Source organism: Pontibacter pamirensis (assembly GCF_010015475.1).
Lineage (GTDB): Bacteria > Bacteroidota > Bacteroidia > Cytophagales > Hymenobacteraceae > Pontibacter > Pontibacter pamirensis.
Map to the genome: position 1 here is coordinate 1 of NZ_SSNI01000090.1, position 3903 is coordinate 3903.

Genomic DNA, 3903 nt, shown 5'->3' on the forward strand with positions numbered 1-3903 from the left:
AGGCTCGACAAAGACCATGAAAAGACCACTAAAAGCGCAGAAGCATGGGTACTATGGCAGAATTGTCAGCTCATTCTTAACCGGATTGACTAAAAATCAGAACGTTACAAATTTAAACATGCTCTTAAGTACTACTAATGCCAACCCGTCTGTTTCCATTTTTTTTAATGATACAGAATACAGCTGCACAATAAAAAAGGTCTGGCTTTAGCCAGACCTCTAAGGTGTCTTTTGGTTTGTGTTGCTTTGTTTAGGCTGGTATGGTAAATTCAGAGTGCAGCGCCTGTGCTACCTGCTCGTACTGGCCTTCTGATATGTGGTCGCGAAGGAATGCCATCACATCATGGTAGGCATAGTAAGCGTGGTCTAATGTTGGAAAGTCTGCCTCTTCCGCGCCAGCGTCTTTGCTGCGGATAAACTCAAGCCACTCGTCTTCGTGGCGGATACGCACGGGCTCGTGTATAGTGAAGCCATGGAAGTATATACCCTTCCAGATAATAGGCAGCTGCGCTGCTAAATGAATGGCCTCACCAGTCGGAATGCGGTCGCGGATAGCGTGCAGCACCGAGCGGAAGATTCTTCCAGCTTTTTGTTCATCTTCAATACCCAGGTAAGAGCACAGCTCATGGAGCCATGTCTTCGAGTCCTTTACATAATCTTCAAAATTCATTGCCATAGTTTTACCTCCGTTTTTAACGTTTAACATCTCTTAAAAATTAACGTGAGCGATAAGAGAGGGTTATAAGGCTTTACCAATTATGCAAAGCGAGAATAGAATCAGGGCATAGAACCTTTTGAGAAGAAGATTGCCTGCCAGTGGTGTGCGGCTATCTCTTGTGCAGCATATTGTTTGGCCGGAATGCCACCGCAATTAACTGGCATGATTCTCGTTATCTGAACCTATATACACAAACTCTATATAACTATGAAAAAAGGATATGTATGGGTGCTGGCGCTGCTAGCCGGTTTTGGCACCCTCAGCAGTTGTCAACTACGTGACGAGGCACAGGAGGATTACCTCCAAGTAATCGGGGAGCATGAGCAAAGCATGCCCGATGCAGGTTACCGCCTCAACCTGTCTTACAAAGGCCCGATGGGCATGCGCACCAAGTTTATGGAGTGGGCCGACTCCCTTCAAAAGCAAGTGCCGAATATGGTGCTCACAAGTGAAAACATTTACATCCATTATATGCCGGAGCAGATGGGGTAGGAAAAAATCAGGCCTGAGATGTACCAGACCAGCGTTTCCTATAACATAACCGTAGCAGACAGCGCCATGTACGGGCGTATTATGCAGGATGTGCTGCGCCATAACTTTCCGTTTAGCGTGAACGTATCGGGCACTGTTATAGACCCGGCCAAACGCCAGCAGGTGCAGCAGGAGCTGATGCAGCAAGCGCTGGAGAACGCGAAAGCAAAGCTTAACTTCCTGAGCAACGGAGAAGGTAGCTACAAGATAGTAGGAGTGGAGGAGTTAGACAACACCGTGCCTTACGGACCGGAATATAACGACTTTAACCGCCGTATGGTAGCACGGCTAAAGGTAAAGGCCCGGTTACAATAGTAACTTCTTGCCTTCAGTAGTATACAGTATAAGATTTACCTGTTTCTATAGTAACAAAGGTGACCTGCAAGACCGTGTTGCCTTTTTGTGTTTTAAAGGGATATGTGCAGGCCGTGGAGGCACTATTCAGAGGCTTTTCTTGTTCATATAGAAGCGTTTATACCTGTTGGAGCAGGAAATCGGCAGGTGTATTCCAGTTGAGGTTTATGAGCAAGAAGCTGCCTGAATGGGACAGTGTACAAGTAAAGAATCAACTTAGAAACAGCACAGTGTGGTCCTGCAAAGAGGGAGTACTATACATAGGCTGTAATACCGTTCTGTATAATTTCTAAATAAGAAGTCGAGTGAGTAACAAGGTTCTTTACATTCTTATCTGTTTAACCTTTATCATAAACTCTTGCGGTAGCAGAAACTTTATAGAGCTAAATGATGATGTTGCCATGGTTGAAAGAGCCATATTTCAGGTAGACAGTATCTTCAAAAAGGTTGACGATTCAGTTACCCTTGTATTTGTAAAGAACAACCAACTTTACATTAACCAGACGAACTACGATGGCTTCAATTCAATCACCAAGGAGCAGGTGCCAGAGTTGGAGCGATTGAACAGTTCAGACTGGAAACTTCTGATGAGTAACATAAAGTTTCTGCAAAAGAACAGCATAAACGGCTTTAGTAGAACCAGGTACAGCTTCATAAGATTTATCTATAAAGACGAGCCAGGAGAAGCTTATATGCTCAGATATATTGCCTTAGACAGTGGTAACTTATCGTTGGACCATACAGGTTACAAGCTTCTTGACAGGAAATCTAACTTGGTGCTGTTTTCAGGCAGGTAGTAAAGAGAAGATTATAAGCTACAAACACGGCTCAGGCTTCATACACGGCTGCGCCTTTCTCCCTGGATTAGAAGTAGGAGGACAGCAGAAAGCATATTTAAGATATTGCCAATATTGCTGGTGTTGTTCCAGTAGTAACACGTTGCCAGTCACCACTCCACCCTCACCGCCCTCGCCAACTCTACCACGCTACCGTTTCTGTCACAGGCGGCTTTAAAATTAGAATATTAATTTTTATTTATATTTCTTGATTTACCTTGTATCTTGATGTGGAATTCAACTCTTACAATAACCAATTAGAAACTGAACTACAACTATGGGCGCATGGGGATATGGGTACTTTGAGGACGATGCAGCATTTGACTTCATGGCTGAGGTTGAGGAATCTGGCAATCCAAAAAATGTGCTTAAACGAGCTTTTGACACAGCTATTGACTCTGATTATTTAGAATCAGATGAGGGAAACGCTGTTATTGTCGCAGCAGCTTATGTAGACAGGCAACTAAATGGCACCAGGTTCTCTTCTGCTGACCAGGAGGAGCCACTAAGTGTAGATACCTTCCCTGACAGAAACCCACAACAGGATTTGTCAGACCTGAGAGATAAGGCATTGCAAGCTCTGAGTAAAGTTCTGGAAGACGATTCTGAGCTAAATGAGCTTTGGGCGGAGAACGAGGAAGATTACCCAGCGTGGAGAGAAGGAGTGAAACAACTCATCTATCGACTGGTCAGCAGGCCACCTCAGACGCCTGCGTAATGAACAGGTTCTTCCAGTTTGCCTTCCTGTTGGTTTTTCTTTCCTGTAATTCCACACAATCTCAGGAAGCGAAGGAAATCAATTTGGTCACTGCCGAACAGGCACATCCAGTGGGAGTGGCAAAAGCCGATTACTCGAAAGCAGTAGATAGTAGCATGAGCGACACGGGGAGTAGCTATTTGGAGGAAACCGCAACGTATTACATCGTCATCGCAGACACCAGCGGCAGTTATAAGGAGCTACGTGAAGAAATGCTTTCCATGCATGGTTCCTTCAAAATTCCGATAGACACCATGGGGCGCAGCTACAATGAATCAAAGAACCTGATTGCCTTGCCTGAAGATGACGAGGATGAAGTGTTTGCAGGAGACTACTGTCCCAGAAGGTTCCCCTCCACTGCTTTAAGCTTGGAGTACCTGGGGCTATACCAAGAAAAGGCAGCAGAGAAAACTATGGCACTGGTAGCAGGAATATACGAAAACAAGAGCAGTGCAGACAGTGCCGTATCTGTCTTCAGACAAATAGAACAAAAAGCCTTTGTTGTCAGGACAGACATGTACATCGGCTGTATCCATTAGCAATTTAGACATGAGGCATTTCTTTCTTAGCATCCTGATTATGTCAGCTCCCCTGCAAATAGAACTGTTTTGAAGTAGAGAAAAACCTTTAACTTTGAACAGTTACTTATGAAGAGAAAGACATTTACCCCACAGCAAATCGCCAAAATTCTGAAGGAGTTTGAGGAT

General features: G+C 44.5%; 6 protein-coding genes. 5 read left to right on the top strand and 1 reads right to left on the bottom strand.

The window, feature by feature from the left end; genetic code table 11:
* Nucleotides 1–250: 250 nt before the first annotated feature.
* Entirely contained in the window at nucleotides 251–676 is a 426-nt protein-coding gene (locus E1919_RS26920) for a DUF2267 domain-containing protein (RefSeq protein WP_237144891.1), read from the bottom strand.
* 249 nt (nucleotides 677–925) lie between these two features.
* On the opposite strand from E1919_RS26920, the gene E1919_RS26925 reads away from it, so the two are divergent.
* The 5 genes from E1919_RS26925 to E1919_RS26945 all read left to right on the top strand — a co-directional run bounded on the left by E1919_RS26925 (nucleotide 926) and on the right by E1919_RS26945 (nucleotide 3735).
* Nucleotides 926–1210: a hypothetical protein gene (locus E1919_RS26925; protein WP_162056492.1), complete on the top strand. Its 285-nt coding sequence runs from the start codon at nucleotides 926–928 to the stop codon at nucleotides 1208–1210.
* An 18-nt stretch (nucleotides 1211–1228) separates the two neighbouring features.
* Nucleotides 1229–1564, top strand: a complete 336-nt coding sequence (locus E1919_RS26930) for an SIMPL domain-containing protein (RefSeq protein WP_162056493.1) — start codon at nucleotides 1229–1231, stop codon at nucleotides 1562–1564.
* A 440-nt stretch (nucleotides 1565–2004) separates the two neighbouring features.
* Complete coding sequence (locus E1919_RS26935; RefSeq protein ID WP_162056494.1) at nucleotides 2005–2400, top strand: hypothetical protein; 396 nt, start codon at nucleotides 2005–2007, stop codon at nucleotides 2398–2400.
* 316 nt (nucleotides 2401–2716) lie between these two features.
* Nucleotides 2717–3157 (top strand): DUF4259 domain-containing protein, encoded by a 441-nt coding sequence (locus E1919_RS26940; protein ID WP_162056495.1) that lies wholly within the window; start codon nucleotides 2717–2719, stop codon nucleotides 3155–3157.
* Nucleotides 3157–3735: a hypothetical protein gene (locus E1919_RS26945; protein ID WP_162056496.1), complete on the top strand. Its 579-nt coding sequence runs from the start codon at nucleotides 3157–3159 to the stop codon at nucleotides 3733–3735. Before E1919_RS26940 ends, E1919_RS26945 begins: the two co-directional genes overlap by 1 nt.
* The last annotated feature ends 168 nt before the right edge of the window (nucleotides 3736–3903 follow it).